A 19,333-nucleotide genomic window follows, 5' to 3' on the forward strand; every position below is an offset into this window, starting at 1 on the left:
GTTTCCATGGGATTTGTATCTGCCAACCAAGTGACAATCGGGTATACCGCCGCCTCGCGCGAGGACGCCCTACATTATTTGTCCGAGCAGGCCATCGAGCTCGGCTTTGCCGATGACGCATCTGCCGTAGAGGCCGCCTTCATTGCTCGCGAGAACGAGGCCGAGACCGGCCTTGTCGCCGGTTTTGCCGTTCCGCATGCCAAAAGCGATGCGATCCACACGCCGGGCGTTGCCGTGCTTAAACTGACCGAGCCCGTTGAATGGCCGAGCTTCGATGGGGTGCCCGTCGATGTTGCGCTCGCGCTGTACGTGCCCGCCGGCGAGGCCGGAACTACGCACCTGCGTCTGCTCTCCAAGGCTGCCGTGATGCTGATGGACGCCGGCTTCCGCGATAAGGTGCGCGCGAGCACCGATCCCGTTGAGATTGCGGAGCTCATCAATAGCGGACTCGAAGACTAGAACGGTCATCCCGTTCAATCAATCGATCCTTCTCCAAGGAAAAGGGCCGCGACGCCATATAGGTGTCGCGGCCCTGTTTGCGTTTCCCCAGATAAAACCTGCCAAAATAAACCTGTCCCTTTTTGGCAGGCTAATCGTGAGTTATTTCACCGCAACTTAGGGCACGGTTAGGAAGTGTGCACCTTAAAGAGTGGAGCCCTTGATTAGAGAGATTGCGCTCGTCTCTCTAAATGTCGCTCTAAAGAGAAGGTTGGTTAGAGAGATAGCATTAGGCAATCTAGCAGCGAATTCGATACATCTCTCCAAATGTCTCTCTAAAACAAGGCGCTTATCTCTCTAAAGTTAGAGAGATAAATCTATTGTTTTAGAGAGACGGAATGCCAAAATTCGTCCGTCAACTACCATCTGCCAAAAATGGCGGATAAAGGGCTCATCGAAGTAATGGGTTCATCGACGAGCCGCAACCGCCGCTATCGGAAGAAGTAGATGCAGCCGAGTCGCCCCTCTTGTGTCTCTCGAAGTTTGATGGGTGCTAGAGGGGCGACTGCCTCGCGATATTTTCCCAAGATAAAACCTGCCAAAATAAACCTGTCCCTTTTTGGTAGGTCAGTTAACGCAGTCCAGGTTGAGCATATGCGAGCGAGCAGGCTCCGGGTGCGGTAAGGTGACGTGAAACAAGCGGGCGCTGACCTTTTGGTCGCGCCCGTGAAGTTGAACGTCAGATTGCCGTGCCCGGGGCCTGCGCAGCGCCGAGCAGTTACGCCGTTTGTAAAACGGCGTAACCTAAAGGTTCATGTTGCCGTGAATGTAGGGGGTGACCTCGGGGGAGATATGGTCGCAGCCCAGCTCGCGCAGCGCGGACTCGATAACGGCGGGCAGCGGGGTTTTGCCCTTGTCGTCGATGGCGGCACCGCCGAGGGCGGCAATCTTGGCAACATCTGCGGGTGCGGCCTCGATATGCATGCAGCCGCCGATCAAGCGCGCGCGTACCTGTGCCAGATCAAGATCGTGCAGGTAATCCTCGCAGGCGCGGATTAAATCGACCTTCTCGCGCGTAAGCTCCTCGCCCGTGGGAACGCGCGTGGCAAGACATGCTCCCGCCGGCAGGTTCCAAACGGGATAGCCCCATGCGCGCAGCAGCTCGCGCTCTTCGTCCTTGGTAAAGCCGACCTCCATGAGAGGGGAGCGTACGCCGAGCTCTTCTGCCGCGCGCATACCAGGGCGGTAGTCGCCGCGATCACTTGCATTGCTGCCATCGATGACGGTGGGAAAGCCGAGCGACTTGGCGTGGTTGACGATGGCGGTAAAGCCGGCGTGCTTGCAGTGGTAGCAGCGATTGGCATCGTTGCAGGCTACCTGGGGGAGCTGCAGCTGATCGACCGAAAGATTGAGCACGGGGAGCTTAAAATGCGGCCCCTCATTGGCCTGTCCATCAACGGACTGCTCAAACGAAGCCTGTTCGGGCGTGCCGATGAGCGGCGTGGTGAGATGGACGAGGAGGGTATTGGTAGGCATGATGCGGGCGCATACGGCGGCCAAAAAACTGCTGTCAACGCCGCCGGAAAAGCCGATGGCGACGCGTCCGTATGCCAAAAGCAGCTGCTCGAGTGCTGCGAGTTTGTCCTGAAGCTCCTCTGCGGGTGCGGCGGTGTCTGAAAGCATGAAAGTTCCTTACAGTTATTAAAGCTCGGATGAAACTATAATCCCACCGAGCTGCTTGTCATAAGACTTCCAGCTATGTAACGAAAGTGCAATATGCTATATACGTTATATACAAGCTTGTAAAGTGCGGTAGAGTGGCAGTAATGCAATCCGGCGAGGGGGACCGATATGATCAAGGCTGTTATTTTTGACATGGATGGAACGCTGGTCGATACCGAGCGTTTGGGGATTAGGGCCTGGAAGGCAGGCGCCGCTGAGCTGGGGCTCGCGATTGATGATGCGCTGATCCATCAGTTTATCGGTCGCACGCTACCCGATGTCATGGACATCCTCGATAAGCATTACGGCAGCCACGAGACCGCCGAGGCGATCTATGTCCGCCACAAGGAGATTCGCGACGAGATGGTCAAGACCGATCTGGAGCTTAAGGCCGGCGCTGCCGAGTGCATAGACGAGCTGTTGGCTGCGGGCTATCACGTAGGCCTTGCAACGTCATCGCGCCATGTTACGGCCGAGCGCAACCTTAAAGCATTCGGCCTCTTTGACAAGTTTGAAACGGTGACCTGCGGTGAGGACGTCGTGCACGGCAAGCCCGACCCCGAGATGTATTTGCTCGCCTGCGAGTGCGCGGGCTTTGCTCCCGAGGAATGTGCCGTGGTCGAGGATTCGCGCAACGGCTGCGTCTCGGGCATCACGGCCGGATGCCATGTCTTTGCCGTCCCCGATATCGTGCCGCTGCCGCAGGACGTGGTGGATGGCTGCGAGGCCGTGCTCGATACGTTGTTCGATCTGGCGGCGGCAGTCGAGGCCGTGCGCTAGACAATTGCGGTGTTGAAACGAGCAATTGCCCACGTTTGCGCTTAAGCAAAAGGGGGCCCGGCAATGGTCGGGTCCCCTTTTGCTTATTCGGCGACATAGCATACTTGCGGGCGTGCTATAGATACGCACCGAGGTTGATGGCCGTGGCGTCGGTCTGGCTGCTTGCCTGGGTGCTGGCGCGTTCCAGCAGGAACGGCCGTACGAGTTCTTGGCGGTTGATATCCTCGGCGGCGGTGACTGCGGTGACGGTGCGCGCGGCAGAGCCGATGTGGACGTGCTTGGTCTTCGCCGGGGCCTTGTTCTCGATTTGCTCCATGAGCAATTGAACGCCCTTGCGGCCAATCTCGTAGCCCGGGGGCGCTACCGTAGTGAGCGGGACCGATCCGCTCCAAGCGAGTGGGTTGCCATCGCAACCTGCTACGCGTACTTGCCCGGGGACGGCGATGCCTTTGTCGACCAGCGCCGAGATGACGCCCGAGGCCAGCACGTCGGTCAGACCGACGACAAAATCGGGGCGTTCGTCGGCGGGGCGCGCGGCGATTTGGGCGCCGATGCCGTAGCCGTCGGCAGCGGTATTCCATTCGCCAGCGTCGATGACTTCGATCTTGATATCGGGGTGCAGAGCGAGCGCCTTATGAATGCCAAGGACGCGCAGGGTGAGTTGCATAAATGCTGCTCGGCCGACGACGGCAATATGGTGTGCGCCGCGGGCGATGGCGAGTTCGGCAATGATGCGACCCTGGGCCTCGTTGTCGGCCGCTACATAGTAGCCGGGCTCGGAGCAATGGATGTCCAGGTGGACGATCGGCACGGGCATCTTGGCCATGGCGGGGTGCCAGTCGGGGGATGCCATGGGCTGAACCATGACGCCGGACATCTGGGTGCCCATAAAGTAGCGTAGGTAATGGTCCTCGAGAATATCGTCGTTATCGGCGTTGGCGATGAGCAAGTCGTAGCCGTGCTTGCGGGCCTCGTTGTGGGCGCCGCTGGCGATTTGGAGCGAAAAGCCGTGATCGAGACGGGGGAGCACCAGGCTAAAGGACTTGGTGGCGCCGCCCGCGAGCTGACGGGCGCTTTGGTTGGGCAGGTAGCCAAGGCGATTGATGGTCTCGTTGATGAGCTTGAGGGTCTCGGGGCGCAGCTTTTCGGGGTGGTTGAGCGCGTTGGAAACCGTGCCCAACGAAACCCCGGCCTCGCGCGCGACGTCGCTGATTTTTACCTTTGCCATAGCGGCCCCTTTGATGCGTTTCAAGTACAAGCCAGATTGTAGCATCCCAAACCTTCCAAAAAGGGACAGGTTTATTTTGGCAGGTTTTATCGGGGCAAACGCTATTGCCAGCGCGACCACCACGAAGGGGGCAGGCACCTTTGTGGTGGTTTGGACCGGCTGGACGTGTGTGCATCGAGTGGTATCTAAGTTGAGATACCACTTCTGGTATATCAGCTTGCGTTTGCGTGAGTACAATACTCGAACGTTATACGTCTCAGCGCCCCTTGTGCGTGGACGTTTTGCAGTCAAGCGGACGAAGGGATTTATCCTATGTGCGGAATTGTCGGCTACACCGGCTCTGATATTGCAAAAAACATCCTGGTCACAGGCCTCAAGCGTATGGAGTATCGCGGCTATGACTCCTCGGGCGTCGCGCTCGAGGTGGGCGAGGGCGCCGCGGCGCACCTCGACGTCATCCGCCGCGTGGGCAAGGTCGCGGGCTTGGAGAGCGAGCTTTCCAACATTGACAGCGACGCTACCTGCGGTATCGGCCACACCCGTTGGGCCACCCACGGCAAGCCTTCGGTCGTTAACGCTCACCCCCACACCAGCTGCGACGGTCGTATCGCCATCGTTCACAACGGCATCATCGAGAACTTCGCCGAGCTGCGCGAAGAGCTGGAGGACCGCGGCCACCACTTTAAGAGCGAGACCGATACCGAGGTCTTCGCGCATCTGATCGAAGAGGCTTATGCCGAGACGCACGACCTGATGGCCTCCGTGCGCGAGGCTTGCACCCACGTGGTCGGTGCCTATGGTCTGGCCGCCGTGTGCGCTGACGAGCCCGGCGTGATCGCCGTGGCCCGCAAGGATTCCCCGATCGTAGTCGGTGTGGGTGAAACCGGCTCCTATGTTGCTTCTGATGTCATCGCGCTCATCGACGCCACCCGCGATGTCGTGGTGCTCGAGGACGGTCAGTTTGCCAAGCTCACGCCCGCAGGCGTCGAGTACACCGACGAGGCCGGCAACGTTATCGAGCCCAAGGTCACCCACATCGACTGGGACCTGGACATGGCAGAAAAGGGCGGTTATCCCGACTTTATGCTCAAGGAAATCCACGAGCAGCCGCGCGTCGTGCGCGACACGCTGGTCGGTCGTATGACGCCGGCCGGCGAGCTCGACATCGACGAGCTGGGCCTTTCGCTCGAGGAGCTCAACGACATCGACCGCGTCTACGTGATCGCTTGCGGCACCAGCTATCACGCTGGCCTCATTGCTAAGAATCTCATCGAGGGCTGGGCTCGCATTCCCACCGAGGTTGAGGCGGCCAGCGAGTTCCGTTATCACAATCCCATCATCACGCCGACGACGCTTGTCGTTGCCGTGTCCCAGTCGGGCGAGACGGCCGATACCCTTGCCGCCATTCGCGACGCGCGCATCAAGGGTGCCAAGGTCTTCGGCATCACCAACGTGGTGGGCAGCCCCGTGGCGCGTGAGAGCGACGGCGTCATCTACACCAAGGCCAACAAGGAGATCGCGGTCGCCTCGACCAAGAGCTTTATCGGCCAGGTTGTGAGCCTGACGCTGCTGGCCCTGCTGCTGGCGCAGGTCAAGTACCGCCTGACCACCAAACAGGCACGCATGCTGTTCCGCGAGCTTTCCGATACGGCCGAGCAGATCCAGTGGATTTTGGACACGCAGACCGATGCCGTGCATGAGGCTGCCCTGCTGTGCAAGGATGCGCAGTCGGCGCTGTTCGTGGGCCGCGGCATGGGTGCCGCTATTTCCTACGAGGGTGCGCTCAAGCTCAAGGAGGTCAGCTACCTGCACGCCGAGGCCTACGCCGCCGGCGAGATGAAGCACGGCCCCATTGCCCTGATCGACCCGGGCTTCCCTGTCATCGCTGTGGCCACCAAGAGTGCCACCTACGACAAGACCGTGTCGAACCTTATGGAGTGCAAGGCGCGCGGTGCCAAGGTCATCGTCGTTGCCACCGAGGGCGACGAGGAGATCAACAAGATCGCCGACTGCATTATCCGCGTGCCAGCAGTCCGCGACGTGTTCAGCCCCATCACGGCGAGCGTTCCTCTGCAGCTGCTCGCACGCGAGGTCGCCATCCTGCGCGGCTGCGACGTCGACCAGCCCCGAAACCTCGCCAAGAGCGTCACGGTAGAGTAGCGGATGTTCCGGCGTTTTGCCAAACGCCGGAACTGCTTGACGCTGCGCGTGCCGCATTCACGCCAATCTGACGTTCAATTTCGAGGGCGCGACCAGAAGGTCAGCGCCCTCTCATTTCACGTCACCTTGGCGCAAATGCGGCCCGCTCGCTGCTGGCGACTGACATCGAGCGCCCCGTTGTTGGCGCGCTGTAACGACTAAGGCCCGGCTCCGCATCAAGACGGAGCCGGGCCTTGTTTCATTTGCCCGGATAAAACCTGCCAAAATAAACCTGTTCCTTTTTGGCAGGTTAGCGGAGCTTGCTGGTCTCGAAGTACTCGGGGAACTGGTCCAGAACCTCGGTTTGATTGCGGAACATCATGTGCAGGTGCTTGCTGACCAAAAAGCTCGCTTCGATGGGGTCGCGACCGGCGATAGCGCGGCGAATCTGCTTGTGCTCGTTCACGATGTCCTGATTGTCGAGAACCTGCGTGGCGGCGCGCAGCCAGCGGAAGCGCTCCAGGTCGGCATTGGTCTCTTCGAGCCACGACCACACGGTGCTGCGACATGCGATGCTAAAAATCATGTGATGCATGAGGTTGTCGCTCAAAAAGAAGCCGATGCGATCCTCCTCGGCCATGGCCTTTTCCTGCAGCACGATGGCGCGGTCGAGCTGCTCGATGCCGGCCGACGTGGCGCGCGCACAGCACTCCACAATCACCTGCTTTTCCAGATGCTCGCGGATGTAACAGGCACTCTCGGCAAGGGTGAGGTTGATGGGCGAGACGTAGGTGCCGCTCTGGGGCACGGTGCGCACCAGGCCTTCCTGCGCCAAGCGAACCAAAGCCTCGCGCACGGGCGTGCGACCCATGCCCAGGTCATCGCAAAGCTGCTTGACGCCCAGCTTTTCGCCCGGCTTGTAGTCCAGGTAGACGATTTTGCGTCGAATGGTGTGGTAGGACTGGTCCTGTAGGCTCGTTTCCTGCTCGCCGACGTGCATCGATTCTTCCATAGCGCCTCGCAACTGTTCTATCAAACTCATATGTCAGTTGTTAATTATGCCGCGAATCAGCTCTCCGCGGTGGGTAATTCGGCTGTTGCCTGAGAACTATCGCGGCATCTTAGTCTGTGTTTGCGCAAGGCTGTGCTCAATGTTGCCGTATCATAAGCCGTCGCAAACGTGAAATAGAAAGAAGGAATCCCATATGCAACTGGCAAATATCGTACGCGAGCGCTGGAAAGGCGTCTTGTTCTGCCTGATCATCGCCATTCCCGCGACGTTGCTCGGCAAACAGGTTGAGGTGGTCGGCGGTCCGGTATTCGCCATCCTCTTTGGCATGGTCCTGGCGCTCGTCTTTCCCAAGAATCGTCGCGAACAGCTCGCCGCCGGCGTCACCTATACGTCCAAAAAAGTCTTGCAGTACGCGGTTATCCTGCTTGGCTTTGGCATGAACCTCTCCCAGATTCTGTCCAAGGGCGCCCAGTCGCTGCCGATTATCGTGGCGACAATCTCGACCTCGCTTGTCATCGCCTTTGTGCTCTGCCGCGTTATGAACGTGCCGGGCAAGATCGCGACGCTTGTGGGTGTGGGTTCGTCGATTTGCGGCGGTTCTGCCATCGCTGCGACCGCACCCGTCATCGATGCCGACGATCGCGAGATTGCCCAGGCTATTTCGGTCATCTTCCTGTTTAACGTTATCGCGGCGCTTGTGTTTCCGACGCTCGGCGGCATGCTCGGGCTGACCAACGAGGGCTTTGGCCTGTTTGCCGGTACCGCCATCAACGACACCTCGTCCGTAACGGCTGCGGCGAGCGCCTGGGACAGCATGCACCCCGGCGCCAATGTGCTCGAGAGCGCCACAGTGGTCAAGCTCACCAGGACGCTGGCCATTATTCCCATCACGTTGGTTCTCGCATGCTGGCAGATGCATCTGGCGCGCAAGGCCGGCGGTGACGCCAAAAGCACGTTCTCGCTTAAACGCGCGTTTCCCATGTTCGTGCTGTTCTTTGTGCTGGCGAGCGTGATCACCACGGTGCTTCAGCTTCCCGCGTCCTTTACGGCGCCCATCAAGGAGCTGTCGAAATTCTTTATTGTGATGGCCATGGCGGCTATTGGCTTTAATACCGATATCGTCGAGCTGGTCAAAAAGGGCGGCAAGCCCATCGCATTGGGCTTTTGCTGCTGGATTGGCATTGCGTGCATGAGTTTGGGAATGCAACACGTACTGGGAATCTGGTAGAGAAGTAGCTTGTTTGCGTGCTGCGTGCTTCGTGCTGGTGAGCGCATTCTCACGGTGGAGCGATAGGAGCTCTTGCGGGTATGGCTTGTCCGCAGGTTTATAAGTCCCGAAGAGCTCTTATCGCCCCGCCAGGATGGCGATGCGGGGCAACACCTATACTCGCAGGACGGCGCTTTCTGCCCTATAGTGTTTGGTGAGCAATATCGTTCAATTTTGAAACACTCGGTCGTGCGACCGTCGGCGGCTGCATGTCGCCGCGGACAGGGGCAAATCATGGATAGCGATGCCAAGCTGAACATCTTGACCGAGGCCCTGGCTGCTGCCGGGGCCTCGGCATTGGCAATCGATGCGCGTGGGGACGTCGCGATCTCGACCATGAATGACGCGGCGCTTGAGCGGGATGTGGCGGCTTTTGTAGCTGAGCGCCTCGACCGTATAGGAGACGGCGCGCGTCTGGTTATGGGGCGTGCGGGTGCGCGCCTGAGCCTGACCGTTCGCCCCACCGACAAAGAGGGCGGGGGGCTTTGGGTCGTCGTGGTCCGCGAGGTGCGCGGTGCCGCGGCGCATGCGGGCATCGAGTGGCTCAACGCCGACGAAGTTGAGGCCCGCTACGAATCGAGCGCGTACGGCATCGTTGAGGGGGCGGCCTCGGTGGCTGCGCCGGTTGCAGAGAGTTACGCGCGCGGTGTGCCCCTTATGTTCGAGGGCGAGCTGGGAGCGGGTCAGGTCGAGATCGCCAAGCGCCTCTATCTGGATGGCCCTTTTGCCGATCAACCCTTTGTTTCCGTCGCGCTCGATGAACTCACCGAGCGCGGTTGGCGCCATGTGCTCAAAAGCGCCGAATCGCCGTTGTTCCAAACGGGGCTGACCCTTTGCATTGAGGGCTGGAATGCGGTTGGCCCCCAGCGCCTCCGCGAGCTGGTCTCCACGATGACCGACACCGCGTTGGCGACGCGCTGCCATGTGGTGCTGACAGCGAATGACATGCCGGGCGGCGGCGAAAGTGATCAAGCCGCCTTTGTGACCGAGCGCCTCGCCTGTGCGGTGAGCGTGGCGCCGGCAATCGCCGAGCAGGGAGCCGCGTCGACGAAGGCTGCGCGCTATTTGGAATATCTCGCTGATGCATTTGGGACGGCAGCGCCCACGCCGTCTGCCGCGGCGACGAAGACGCTCGATGCTTACCGCTGGCCGCGCAATTATCTGCAGCTCCGCGAGGTCTCGGAACGACTGTATATATTGGTGGGGGCGGGCACGGTGGACCGCGCTGTGGCGGAGGAAGTGCTCGCCCAAGAGGACGTGATTAAGACCGCAACCTTTGGCGCCCCGACGCTCGAAAGTGACCTGTATATCCTGCGACCGCTGGCCGATACCGAGCGAGATATCGCGCATCTGGTTGTAGATCATCTCCACGGCAACCGGACTCGTGCGGCAGAGGTGCTGGGCATAAGCCGTACAACGCTGTGGCGCTTGCTGAAGGACGATGACCGTTGAGCGAGGCGCCCGTGACCGCGCGCGACGCGTGTGCTACAGTCCAAAGCGTTATTGTTTCGATTTGGTTACGGCGTGCGAGGACATATGGCTGAGACTTCAAAACCGAGCCGCAGAAGGCGGAGTGCCGCGCCGGTCAACCGACGCACGACATCGGTGACGTGGGGCAAACACGCCTCGGGGTTTGATGGCTCGTTCAAGCGCACTAAATACGGCTATCCTTCGGCAAGCGCCCGCTTGGCAATGCAGGCAGAGTCCTCGCTGTGGGGCCGCAAACGCGTGGTGGGCTCAAAGCTCAAGCACGACGGAACGCTCGGCTACATCAGCCGCGGGGCGGCTCGCCGCAGCGGGCTCAATCCCGCCGGCTGGCATCGCTACGTGCCGATCGTGGCCGCCGTTGCAGTGATCGTCATCGCGCTCGCTGCGCTTGGCTACGCCGGCGGTGGCGCCAACTTGGACGCAATGTTTAAATCGCCCGAGCTCGCGCATGTAGGTACAGAAGTTGTCGAGGGCGCTCAGGCCCAGACGAGCGTCGCGCCCCAGCGCGGCATCGTCGCGGCGGCCTCCACCATCGCCGATGCGCAAAAGGACGAAGACAAGCAAGGCGACGACGCCGAAACGGCCCAGACAAGCGAAGCGACGACAACTCAAATATCAACATAGCTTGCCGGCAGAAGGGGACGTTCCTTTTCTGCCGGCAGTTTGGGACACTCCTGCGCTACCTAACGTACACCACGTTGTCGCGGCGCGGCTTTGCCTCGGGTAGCGTGTCCTCGGCGTAGCCAAGAATGCAGTTACCGACACCGCGCAGGCTGCCGTCGGCGGGCAGGCCCCAGCTGGCCAGCAGCTCCAGGCCCTCGGGCGAGTCAAAGACCTCATGCGCGCGGTGAATCCAGCACGAATCGACACCCAGTGCATAGGCGGCGTTGAGCAAGTTGCCCATGGCGAGCGAGCCGTCTTCCAGATGTGTGGGCGCGCTGCGGTCAACCAGCACCACCACAACGGTCTTGGCGCCATAGAAGGGGTCGCTGTTGCTGTCCATGACCTGGGCGTTGAGCTGTGAGAGACGCTCGACGGTCGCGGGGTCGGTGACGGCGACAAATGTCACCGGCTGGCGGCCCATGCCGCTCGGTGCATATTGGCCGGCTTCGATAATACGTGCAAGCTTTTCAGCCTCGACGGGACGATCGCTGTAGTTGCGGCAGCTGCGGCGGTGAATGAGTGCTTCGATAGTCTCCATGGTGTCTCCTTGCGGTGGCGTTGCAGATGCCCCGTTCATACCCGTCGGGCTCAAACGATAGACGGTCAATTGCCCGGCCAAAAGGATAGATTCCAATTGGCAAAGTAGGTTTGCATAAAAGTACCTTCAGAATGTGACAAACCAATGGGATGGTTAAACGTTTTATCCCGTCTACCCTGCGGTTTTTTACCACTTGCCTAAATGACGAACGCATAACCTCTGATAAAGGTTTTACTAAAGGAGTACCAACGTTTATCAATGCGCCGTGGTGGCGCCGGGCCAGGAGGTAACATCATGTTCCAGGCTGGAGATGTCGTCGAGACCGATTTCGAAGGATTTCTGAAGCTGCTGCGTTCCAAGACGCGCGCTTTCGTGTCGATTAACGATCACGAGTACTACATCACGCACACCGATGGCTATTGGCGTGTTCAGGATTGCGAGGCCCTCAACGACAAGGGCCACTTTACTGACTGCTCCGAGCTGGTCAACACGGTCTGCGAGGTCGTCGAGCTGCCGTGGATTGCCGGCAAGAGCCTGCATGACAGCTTCTCGGGCGCTACGGTCTATGAGGCCGTCGCCGCTTAACAGGCAATAAAACCCGATTTTCACGTGACCGCTGGCGCCACCCCCGCGCCGGCGGTCTTTTTCTGCCGATAGGCCATAAAAGTGCACGCATTTGCGGAGAGCCTGTTGACGATAGTCAAAACTCGGACTAATCTAGAGACACATAATTGGTCAAAAATCGGACAATTGAATGGTGGGATAGATGAATAGTGCGGTTACGCTGGTCGACTTCGACCGGTTGCTCGATGGACTCGACCATATCTATTCGGAGTTCTCGCGCGCCTGCGGCCTTTCGGACTGCGCTTACTGGATGCTCGTCGATACCAGCACGGCGGGCGGCAGTATTGCCGTAAGCCGTCTGACAAGCGAATGGTTCTACAGCAAGCAGACCATCAACTCGGCAATTAAAACCTTGACGGCGCGGGGCTTCGCAACGTTGGAGTTTGCCGAAGGTAGCCGTAAGAACAAGGTTGTGAGCCTGACCGAAGAGGGCAGGCGATTTGCCGAGCGTTATGCGCTGCCGGCACTCAAGGCCGAGCAGCGAGCCTTTGGCGCGCTTGAGCCATGTGAGCAGCGCGAGATTATGCGCTTGATCGGCAAATTCTCTCAGGTGCTCGGCGATGAGTGCGATGCCTTTAAGCAGCATATCGCTGCCGAGAGCCAGGCCGAGAATCAGGGTGAGGGGGAGTCGTGCGACTGTTAATGAGGTTTTTGAAGCCCTATCGAGGGCTTGTCGCAGTGACGCTGCTGGTGCTGCTGGTGGATAACGTCGGTACGCTGTTGGTTCCCACGATGCTGGCGAACATGGTCAACACCGGTATTACCACGGGCGATATCGACTACATTTTACGCAACGGCCTATACATGTTTATCGCGACCAGCATGGCTAGCGGCGGCACGGTGCTGGGCTGCTATCTTTCGGCGCGCCTGGCCGCCAACGTGGCTTGCGATATCCGCAATGCCGTGTACGACAAATCGCTCGAGCTCGCGGCCAGCGATTTTGAGCGCTTTGGCACCGGATCGATGATCACGCGCTCGCTCAACGACATCAACGTGATTCAGCAGGCTATCTTGCAGACGATTCAGTTGGTGCTGCCGGTGCCGTTCTTGGCCGTCGTGGGCATCATTTTTGCTTGGTTCATCGATCCCGCCATGGGAACGCTGCTGGGCGTGGTGGTTGCGATCGTGCTGGTGGCGGCGGTCTTTACGGTTGCCAACGCGGCGCCGATTTTTATGCGCCTACAGGGCTTTATCGACCGCATGAACGTGGTGCTGCGCGAGAATATTGTGGGCGTGCGCGTCATCCGTGCGTTTAACAAGGAGCGCCACGAGGAACGGCGTCTGGACGAGGTGTTTAGCGAATACGCCGCCAACGCCATCAAAGTCAACCACCTGTTTGTGGGCCTCGACAGCTCAAGCTTCTTTTTGATGAACATCGCCGAGGTGGCGGTGCTGTGGGTGGGCGGCAACCGCGTAGGCGCCCACGCCATGCAGATTGCGAGTATCTCGGCGGTGCTTGAGTACGCAATCCTGATTCTGTTCTTTGTGATGATGGCGCAGATGGTGGTGCTGACGCTTCCGCGTGCTGCCGCGTGCCTGAACCGTGCGCAGCAGGTGTTGGAGATTGAGCCGAGCATCGTCGATGGCGAGCGCACGCTGGGTGACGGGGCGCCTGCCTCCGAGGACGATGCGGATGCTGTTGCCGTGTTCGATCATATGTCGTTTCGCTTTGACGATGCCGACGAGGACACCCTGTGCGACCTGAGCTTTGCCTGTCGTCGCGGTCAGACGACCGCAATCGTTGGCTCGACAGGCTCGGGCAAATCGACGGTGGCAAAGCTTCTGCTGCGCTTCCACGATGCCACCAAGGGCTCCATTCGCCTGAATGGTGTGGACCTGCGCGAGCTTACGCAAGGCGAAATCCGCGGGCGCATTGCCTATGTGCCGCAGAAGGCGTGGCTGTTCTCGGGCACGGTGGCGAGCAATCTTCGCTTTGGTAACGAAGGCGCGACCGAGGACGACATGCTTCACGCGCTTGAGGTTGCCCAGAGCACCTTTGTGCTCGATCAGCCGCAGGGGCTCGATACCCCGGTGGCGCAGGGCGGTACGAACTTCTCGGGTGGCCAGCGCCAGCGCCTGGCCATTGCTCGCGCGCTCATGAAGCGCGCCGACCTGTATATCTTCGACGACAGTTTTTCTGCTCTGGACTTTAAGACTGATGCCGCCCTGCGCCATGCGTTGCAAGACGAGACGCGTGGCGCTGCGGTGCTCATCATCGCGCAGCGCATCTCGACGATTTTGCATGCCGACCAGATTGTCGTGCTCAAGGACGGCGAGATTGTGGGCTTGGGCACGCATAGCGAGCTTATGGAAACCTGCGAGGTGTACCGCGCCATCGCGGAATCGCAGATGAAGGGAGGTGAGTAGCATGACCGAGGAGCTCAAGAAGCAGGCCAGCGTTGATGACGCCGTTGCCGCGGGGCTGGCCGAGGAAACGGCTGCCGTGGCACCCGAGCTGGATGACGCCGCCAAGGCTGCAGCCGAGCGCGAGGCTCGCCGCCAAGCGCTCTACGAGGAAAACGAGCGCGCCGAGGACGAGCGCGCCCGCGCTGAGGCAGAGCGCATGCGCGATGTGGACGACGAGGACGAGGACGAGACGCCTCGGGATACCTGGGCGACGGTGCGCCGCCTGTGGAGTGAGGCTGCCGGCGACCATTGGCGCTTCTATATCGTGTTCGCGAGCATTGTGTTCTATGCCATCTTTAACACTGCCGCGCCGGCATATAGCGCCCGCGTGATCGATGAGCTGTGGAGCCACATTCAGGTGGCGTTTGCCAACGACACCACCTTCAACATCACCTGGGAGAACTGCGGCAGGACCATCTTCATCTACTTTATGATTTGGACGGCTGCTGCCTCGTTCTATGCGCTCCAGAGCTTTTTGATGTCGAGCGTCGCTGAGCGTCTCAATCTGCGCCTGCGCAACCGCATCGCGCAAAAGCTCAACCGTCTGCCGCTCGCCTATTTTGACGCGCATCGTCCCGGCGAGGTCGTCAGCCGCGCGACCAACGACCTGGACAAGATGTCCGAGAGCATGCAGCGCGGATTGCTGCAGCTGCTCGTGTCGATCGGCATGGTTGTTGGTGCTGTGAGCGTGATGTTCGTGTTCAGCGTGCAGCTTACGCTCGTCTTTCTGTTCTTTACGGCACTGTCGCTGCTGGTGACGAAGGTCGTCTCGCGCCGCACACACGATGTGACGGGCGAGCGCCAGGAGTGGGTGTCCAAGATTACGAGTGCGGTCGAGGAAGGCTATTCGGGCCGTCTGGTGATCCGCGCGTTTAACCGCGAACGCCAAAGTTCTGCCGAGGTGCACCAGGCCTCGGGCGAGCTGGCACGCGTGAGTGCCAAGGCCGACTTTATGATTAACGCCGTCGGCCCCGCGGTGCGCTTTATCGGCCGCCTGGCACAGATCGTGATTGCGATTGTGGGTTGCAGTATGCTGGTTGCCGGCCACATGACCGTCGGCGTGTTCCAGGCGTTCTTCCAGTTTATCTACGAGGCATCCGAGCCCATGACGCAGTTGTCGTTTACCTTCAACTCGCTGCAGAGCGCGCTGGCGAGTGCAGAGCGCGTGTTCGATCTGCTCGATGAGCCCGAGATGGAGGCCGATCCGCTGCCGGACAAGGCCGCCAAGCTGCCGGGTCGCGTGGAGGGCCGCGTCTCCTTTGAGCACGTGCGCTTTGGTTATTCGCCCGACAAGCCGCTTATGCGCGACGTGTCGTTTACCGCCGAGCCGGGCCAGAAGATTGCCGTGGTGGGAACCACGGGCGCAGGCAAGACGACGCTCATCAACCTGCTCATGCGCTTCTACGAGATTGACGGCGGGCGTATTACGCTCGACGGCGTGGATACGAGCCGCATGGATCGCGGCGAGCTACGGCAGCAGTTTGGCATGGTGCTGCAGGACGCCTGGCTGTTCGACGGCACGATTGCCGAGAATATCGCCTACGGCTGCCCCGAGGCAACGCGCGACGAAATTGTGGCCGCCGCTCGTGCCGCGCAGGTCGACTTCTTTGTGCGCACCATGCCGCAGGGCTACGACACACGCGTGGCCAACGATGCCGAGAGCATCAGCCAGGGCCAGCGTCAGCTGCTGACCATCGCACGCGTGCTGCTCAATAACCCGGCGATTCTCATCCTGGACGAGGCGACCTCAAGCGTGGATACGCGTACCGAGCTTGCCATCGGTCGTGCCATGGACGCGCTCATGCGCGGGCGCACGAGCTTTGTGATCGCGCACCGCCTGTCGACGATTGTTGATGCCGACCTGATCTTGGTCATGGATCACGGCAACATTATCGAGCAGGGCACGCATAAGGAGCTGCTGGCTGCCGAGGGTGCCTACGCCGACCTCTATCTGAGCCAGTTCGCATAATGTGACAAAGGGACAGTCTCTTTGCCACATCACAAATAAGGCGCGCCGGGGGTGAATCCTCTGGCGCGCCTTTGCGTTGGCGTCAATGTTGTCGGTGGTCGTCCGCCTCTAGCGTTCGTCCACGAGCTTGGCGACGAGGGCTTTGAGCTCGGCCACCTCTCGCTCGAGTTCCTTGACGCGGCGGGCGTTCTCGGTGATGCCCTGGCGGTTGAGCGCGGATTGCTCGGCGGCATCGTCGGGCATGTACTCGCGATGCTGCTTGGCATCGAAGCTCTCCTCGAACACGCGGCAGCCGTTGCGCTTGATGATGCGTCCCGGCACGCCCACGACGGTGCAGTTGTCGGGCACGTCCTTAACGACGACCGAGTTGCCGCCGATCTTGACGTTGTTGCCGATGCGGATGTTGCCGAGCACCTTGGCGCCCGTGCCCACGGTGACGTTATTGCCGAGCGTTGGGTGGCGTTTGCCGGTCTCGTTGCCGGTGCCGCCAAGCGTGACGCCCTGGTAGAGCACGCAGTTGTCGCCCACAATGGTGGTCTCGCCGATGACGACGCCCATGGCGTGGTCGATAAAGAAGTGCTTGCCGATCTGTGCGGCGGGATGAATCTCGACGCCGGTGATGTGACGGGTGATTTGCGAGAGCACGCGGGCGAGCGAGCGATGTCCATGCTCCCACAGCCAGTGCTCGGGCACGTGGTTCCACTTGGCGTGCAGGCCAGGATAGGAAAGGAAGATGACCAGACCGTTTTGCGCGGCGGGGTCCTGCGCTTGGACGGTCTTGATGTCCTCGCGGATGGTATTGATAAAGCTCACCGGCCGCCCTCCCTTAGCCCATGGCAATGCGATTCAATAAAGTATAGCGATTCGCTAGGGATTAGGAAGGACAATCTTGGCAGCTTTGCACGACAGGTGTCAGTTATGCAAACTTGCTGGTAATGGAGTCATGCTTTTGTGGGGTTGCTCACGAGGGGGCGCCGCAACCGTATACTGGTCAACTTGGACGTGTCCGCGCCCACAACTGAGAGGTTTTACTTCATGGGTTTCATCAATTTTATTGCCGAGCTGCTTAAGGACCCGCGCACCGCGATCGCCAGCTGGATCGCCGCCGGCCCGCTTATGGCCTACGGCTGCGTGTTCCTGATCATCTTTATCGAGACGGGCGTGGTGTTCTTCCCGTTCCTCCCCGGCGATTCACTGCTGTTTGCTTCGGGCTTCTTTGCCCACAATGGCGGCTTTAACATCGTGGCCCTGCTGGCCGTCGCATGGGCGGCTGCCATCCTGGGCGACCAGTGCAACTTTATGATCGGTCACTTCTTTGGCAAAAAGATTATCGCTTCGGGCAAGGTCAAGGCTATGACGCCCGAGCGCATCAAAAAGTCCGAGGATTTCTTGGACAAGTGGGGTCACCTGGCCATCTTCCTGGGTCGCTTCTTCCCGTTTATCCGCACCTTTGTGCCCTTTATCGCCGGCATGGGCGGCATGCACTGGCGCAATTTTGTCATCTTTAACGTGCTGGGCGGCATTACCTGGTCGACGCTCTTTACACTGCTGGGCTACTTCTTTGGCGGCATCCCCTTTGTGCAGGAGCACTTTGAGCTGCTAATCGTCGGCATCGTTGCCGTGTCGATCATCCCGACCGTGGTCGGTCTGGTCAAGGCTAAGCTTGGCAAAAAGAACGCGTAGCTCGAGTCAGCGCGCAAACCGTGCAGTTGAGGCCCGTCACCGCTTACGGTGGCGGGCCTTTTTGCTTCGGTCAAATGAAAATACTTTACTTAGTTAAAGAAAAACGTTTTATCCGACGCGCGTGCGGAGTACAATCTCGTGCATGCGAATCGACGTGCCATCGGCTTTGATGCTGTTCGCGTGTCCCGTCCGGCTCTACGCTCCGGGCGTGCGACGTTGCGACGCGGCCGGCCTCGGTCCTTGCGTGCGGGTTCGCGAGTTTGCAACTGTGTATGTAAGGAGCGACATATGACTGTCGAGAAGAAGGATATCGATTGGGGTAGCCTCGGCTTTGGCTATATGAAGACCGATTGCAGCTACGAGGCTCATTGGAAGGATGGCGAGTGGGACGAGGGCGGCCTGACCACCGACCACACCCTGCATGTCTCCGAGTGCGGCGGTATCTTCCATTACTGCCAGGAGGTCTTTGAGGGCCTGAAGGCCTACACCGCCGAGGACGGCAGCATCGTCTGCTTCCGTCCCGACATGAACGCCGAGCGCATGTATAACTCTGCGCAGCGCCTCGAGATGCCCCCGTTCCCCAAGGACAAGTTCGTTGAGGCCGTCAAGCAGGTCGTTTCTGCCAACGCCGCCTGGGTTCCGCCCTTCGGTTCCGGCGCGACCCTGTACGTGCGTCCGTTTATGATCGGCTCCGGTGACGTGATCGGCGTGGCTCCCGCTCCTGAGTACACGTTCCGCATTCTCGTGACCCCGGTCGGTCCGTACTTTAAGGGTGGCCTCAAGCCCGTCAAGCTGCGCGTTTCCGAGTATGACCGTGCCGCACCGCACGGCACCGGCAACATCAAGGCCGGCCTCAACTACGCCATGTCCCTTAAGCCCACGATGGAGGCCCATCGCGAGGGCTATGCCGAGAACCTGTATCTCGACTCCGAGTCCCGCACCTATGTCGAGGAGACCGGTGGCGCCAACGTCCTGTTCGTGAAAGAGGATGGCACGCTCGTCGTTCCGCAGTCGCACACCGACTCCATCCTGCCCTCCATCACCCGTCGTTCGCTCGTTCAGGTCGCTCAGGACCTGGGTATGACCGTCGATCAGCGCCCCGTCGAGTGGGCCGAGGTCAAGGCCGGCACCTTTGTGGAGTGCGGCCTGTGCGGCACCGCTGCCGTCATCTCCCCGGTGGGCGAGATTGACAACAAGGTCTATGGCGCCGACGAGACCGTGACCTTCCCGGCTGGCTACACCGAGATCGGTCCCGTGATGAAGAAGCTTCGCGAGACCCTGACTGGTATCCAGTCCGGTGCTGTCGAGGACAAGCACAACTGGGTTTACACCGTCGCGTAAGCTGTCTTAGCTGTCCGGCCCGAGGGCGACCTTCC

The 19,333-nt window shown here is 60.1% G+C and carries 17 protein-coding genes; 12 read left to right on the forward strand and 5 right to left on the reverse strand.

Translation table 11 applies throughout. From position 1 onward, the window contains the following. Positions 1–6: 6 nt before the first annotated feature. Entirely contained in the window at positions 7–459 is a 453-nt protein-coding gene (locus AAAX72_RS05990) for a PTS sugar transporter subunit IIA (RefSeq protein WP_055310174.1), read from the forward strand. Positions 460–1,242: 783 nt separating this feature from the next. Here the strand turns inward: AAAX72_RS05990 and AAAX72_RS05995 are convergent. After that, positions 1,243–2,121: an ATP-dependent sacrificial sulfur transferase LarE gene (locus tag AAAX72_RS05995; RefSeq protein ID WP_349129538.1), complete on the reverse strand. Its 879-nt coding sequence runs from the start codon at positions 2,119–2,121 to the stop codon at positions 1,243–1,245. A gap of 168 nt (positions 2,122–2,289) precedes the next feature. On the opposite strand from AAAX72_RS05995, the gene AAAX72_RS06000 reads away from it, so the two are divergent. After that, positions 2,290–2,940, forward strand: a complete 651-nt coding sequence (locus AAAX72_RS06000) for an HAD family phosphatase (protein ID WP_349129540.1) — start codon at positions 2,290–2,292, stop codon at positions 2,938–2,940. Between the two features lie 115 nt (positions 2,941–3,055). Here the strand turns inward: AAAX72_RS06000 and AAAX72_RS06005 are convergent, their stop codons facing one another. Continuing rightward, positions 3,056–4,168: a LacI family DNA-binding transcriptional regulator gene (locus AAAX72_RS06005; RefSeq protein ID WP_349129542.1), complete on the reverse strand. Its 1,113-nt coding sequence runs from the start codon at positions 4,166–4,168 to the stop codon at positions 3,056–3,058. A 312-nt stretch (positions 4,169–4,480) separates the two neighbouring features. Here AAAX72_RS06005 and glmS point away from each other — a divergent pair, with 312 nt between their 5' ends. Further along, complete coding sequence (gene glmS, locus AAAX72_RS06010; RefSeq protein ID WP_349129543.1) at positions 4,481–6,328, forward strand: glutamine--fructose-6-phosphate transaminase (isomerizing); 1,848 nt, start codon at positions 4,481–4,483, stop codon at positions 6,326–6,328. Positions 6,329–6,617: 289 nt separating this feature from the next. Here glmS and AAAX72_RS06015 read toward each other — a convergent pair whose 3' ends face one another. After that, complete coding sequence (locus AAAX72_RS06015; RefSeq protein WP_349129544.1) at positions 6,618–7,319, reverse strand: GntR family transcriptional regulator; 702 nt, start codon at positions 7,317–7,319, stop codon at positions 6,618–6,620. 193 nt (positions 7,320–7,512) lie between these two features. Here AAAX72_RS06015 and AAAX72_RS06020 point away from each other — a divergent pair, with 193 nt between their 5' ends. The 3 genes from AAAX72_RS06020 to AAAX72_RS06030 all read left to right on the forward strand — a co-directional run bounded on the left by AAAX72_RS06020 (position 7,513) and on the right by AAAX72_RS06030 (position 10,698). Next, complete coding sequence (locus tag AAAX72_RS06020; RefSeq protein WP_138113569.1) at positions 7,513–8,547, forward strand: YeiH family protein; 1,035 nt, start codon at positions 7,513–7,515, stop codon at positions 8,545–8,547. A gap of 273 nt (positions 8,548–8,820) precedes the next feature. Next, positions 8,821–10,038, forward strand: a complete 1,218-nt coding sequence (locus AAAX72_RS06025) for a helix-turn-helix domain-containing protein (protein WP_349129546.1) — start codon at positions 8,821–8,823, stop codon at positions 10,036–10,038. A gap of 84 nt (positions 10,039–10,122) precedes the next feature. Then, a complete protein-coding gene (locus tag AAAX72_RS06030) occupies positions 10,123–10,698 on the forward strand; it encodes a hypothetical protein (RefSeq protein WP_349129548.1) in 576 nt (191 codons plus the stop codon). A gap of 55 nt (positions 10,699–10,753) precedes the next feature. On the opposite strand, the gene AAAX72_RS06035 is transcribed toward AAAX72_RS06030, so the two are convergent. Then, positions 10,754–11,275, reverse strand: coding sequence for a nitroreductase (locus AAAX72_RS06035; protein ID WP_349129549.1), 522 nt, complete (start codon positions 11,273–11,275; stop codon positions 10,754–10,756). A 294-nt stretch (positions 11,276–11,569) separates the two neighbouring features. Here AAAX72_RS06035 and AAAX72_RS06040 point away from each other — a divergent pair, with 294 nt between their 5' ends. The 4 genes from AAAX72_RS06040 to AAAX72_RS06055 all read left to right on the forward strand — a co-directional run bounded on the left by AAAX72_RS06040 (position 11,570) and on the right by AAAX72_RS06055 (position 16,274). Continuing rightward, positions 11,570–11,860, forward strand: coding sequence for a hypothetical protein (locus tag AAAX72_RS06040; RefSeq protein WP_006235631.1), 291 nt, complete (start codon positions 11,570–11,572; stop codon positions 11,858–11,860). Between the two features lie 181 nt (positions 11,861–12,041). Further along, on the forward strand, positions 12,042–12,542 hold the full coding sequence (locus AAAX72_RS06045; RefSeq protein ID WP_349129551.1) for a MarR family winged helix-turn-helix transcriptional regulator: 501 nt from the start codon (positions 12,042–12,044) through the stop codon (positions 12,540–12,542). Further along, complete coding sequence (locus AAAX72_RS06050; RefSeq protein ID WP_349129553.1) at positions 12,542–14,266, forward strand: ABC transporter ATP-binding protein; 1,725 nt, start codon at positions 12,542–12,544, stop codon at positions 14,264–14,266. The genes AAAX72_RS06045 and AAAX72_RS06050 overlap by 1 nt, the downstream gene beginning before the upstream one ends. 1 nt (position 14,267) lies before the next feature. Beyond that, positions 14,268–16,274, forward strand: a complete 2,007-nt coding sequence (locus tag AAAX72_RS06055) for an ABC transporter ATP-binding protein (RefSeq protein WP_349129554.1) — start codon at positions 14,268–14,270, stop codon at positions 16,272–16,274. A 108-nt stretch (positions 16,275–16,382) separates the two neighbouring features. On the opposite strand, the gene cysE is transcribed toward AAAX72_RS06055, so the two are convergent. Then, a complete protein-coding gene (cysE, locus tag AAAX72_RS06060) occupies positions 16,383–17,087 on the reverse strand; it encodes a serine O-acetyltransferase (RefSeq protein WP_035138740.1) in 705 nt (234 codons plus the stop codon). 222 nt (positions 17,088–17,309) lie between these two features. Between cysE and AAAX72_RS06065 the strand changes: the two genes are divergently transcribed. Together AAAX72_RS06065 and AAAX72_RS06070 are read left to right on the forward strand one after the other, a co-directional pair. Next, positions 17,310–17,957, forward strand: a complete 648-nt coding sequence (locus AAAX72_RS06065; protein ID WP_117800261.1) for a VTT domain-containing protein — start codon at positions 17,310–17,312, stop codon at positions 17,955–17,957. A 288-nt stretch (positions 17,958–18,245) separates the two neighbouring features. Continuing rightward, positions 18,246–19,298, forward strand: coding sequence for a branched-chain amino acid aminotransferase (locus AAAX72_RS06070; protein ID WP_349129556.1), 1,053 nt, complete (start codon positions 18,246–18,248; stop codon positions 19,296–19,298). The last annotated feature ends 35 nt before the right edge of the window (positions 19,299–19,333 follow it).

It is taken from the genome of Collinsella sp. CLA-ER-H8 (genome assembly GCF_040092335.1).
Classification (GTDB): domain Bacteria; phylum Actinomycetota; class Coriobacteriia; order Coriobacteriales; family Coriobacteriaceae; genus Collinsella.